Origin of the sequence: Streptomyces sp. NPDC005574 (assembly GCF_040605435.1) — a bacterium.
Taxonomy (GTDB): domain Bacteria; phylum Actinomycetota; class Actinomycetes; order Streptomycetales; family Streptomycetaceae; genus Streptomyces.
Window position 1 is genome coordinate 1 of the sequence record NZ_JBEXCW010000361.1, and the last position, 1,067, is coordinate 1,067.

Consider the following 1,067-nt stretch of genomic DNA (forward strand, 5'->3'; position numbering starts at 1 on the left):
ACACGCGACGGCCCCATCCCCAACCATCAGGGACAAAAGGGGCGAACCGACCAACCGGTCAGCAGCTCACAACCCCTGACGAATCGAGGCTGGAGCGGGAGATCCTGCGCCGGGCGGCCCAGTCTTTCGCGAAAGGGAGACCACGGTTGGCCATGCTGCGCTTGACGTGGGCCCATACCCACTCAACGGGGTTCAGGTCCGGTGAGTACGCGGGCAGCAGGAACCCTGTCAGCTGTCATGTCGCATTCGGGGTCTTCTGTGTGGCGGTCACGTTGCCCGAGGCGGAGCGTGCCGAGTTGGTGTGCCGGGCGAGAATGCCGCACCGGCGCTCGGCAGAGAAGGCCAGCATCGTCCTGGCGTGTGCTGACGGCATGTCAAACGCGGGTGTCGCACGGATCGTCGGTGTCCGGGCCAAGACGGTCGGCAGGTGGCGTCGGGCTTTCGCCGCAGAGCGGATGGCCGGGCTTGAGGACGCCGGCCGGATCGGCCGGCCGAAGGTCGACCTGATCCTCGACGATGCTGAGCGCAGGCAGTTGCAGCAGTGGGTGCGGCAGGCCGGGGCCGCCCAGTGCCTCGCGTTGCGATTTAAGAGGGCGTTAAGTCCGTTTCTGATAGCGGCCACGTCCGGGTTGCTCGAGGAATCCCTGGCGGACGAGTCGTCCCAGGCGGGAGCGGGTGACGTTGATCGAGGGCTCGCCGCTGGACAGGCCGAGGTGTTCGTGCAGATCGTGGACGCGGAACACCTTCCCGGGGTGCTCGTTGAACGCGGAGCTTCTAAACAACTCCAAATCCTTGCTCACATGGGATCGCAGCCAGAACCAAGTGCGTGCGTTGAGGCCGACCAAAGAATCGAAGAACGGCTCCCCGCAAGGAAGATCATAGGATCCCCGCAGCCAACACGGTACGACGAGGAATTCATATCTGATCGCAGCACTCTGTTGCGTCTCTATGATCGATCTGTTGCCTACTATCGACCTCGATTCGTCAGGGGTTGTGAGCTGCTGACCGGTTGGTCGGTTCGCCCCTTTTGTCCCTGATGGTTGGGGATGGGGCCGTCGCGTGTCGCT

At 63.7% G+C, this 1,067-nt stretch carries 1 protein-coding gene and 1 pseudogene; one reads left to right on the top strand and one right to left on the bottom strand.

Features of this window, described 5'->3' with window-relative positions; genetic code table 11:
• Positions 1 to 142: 142 nt before the first annotated feature.
• A pseudogene (locus ABZT03_RS44745) lies at positions 143 to 235 on the bottom strand (transposase); the annotation flags it as partial.
• Positions 236 to 260: 25 nt separating this feature from the next.
• Between ABZT03_RS44745 and ABZT03_RS44750 the strand changes: the two are divergent.
• On the top strand, positions 261 to 1,037 hold the full coding sequence (locus ABZT03_RS44750; protein ID WP_356050111.1) for a helix-turn-helix domain-containing protein: 777 nt from the start codon (positions 261 to 263) through the stop codon (positions 1,035 to 1,037).
• The last annotated feature ends 30 nt before the right edge of the window (positions 1,038 to 1,067 follow it).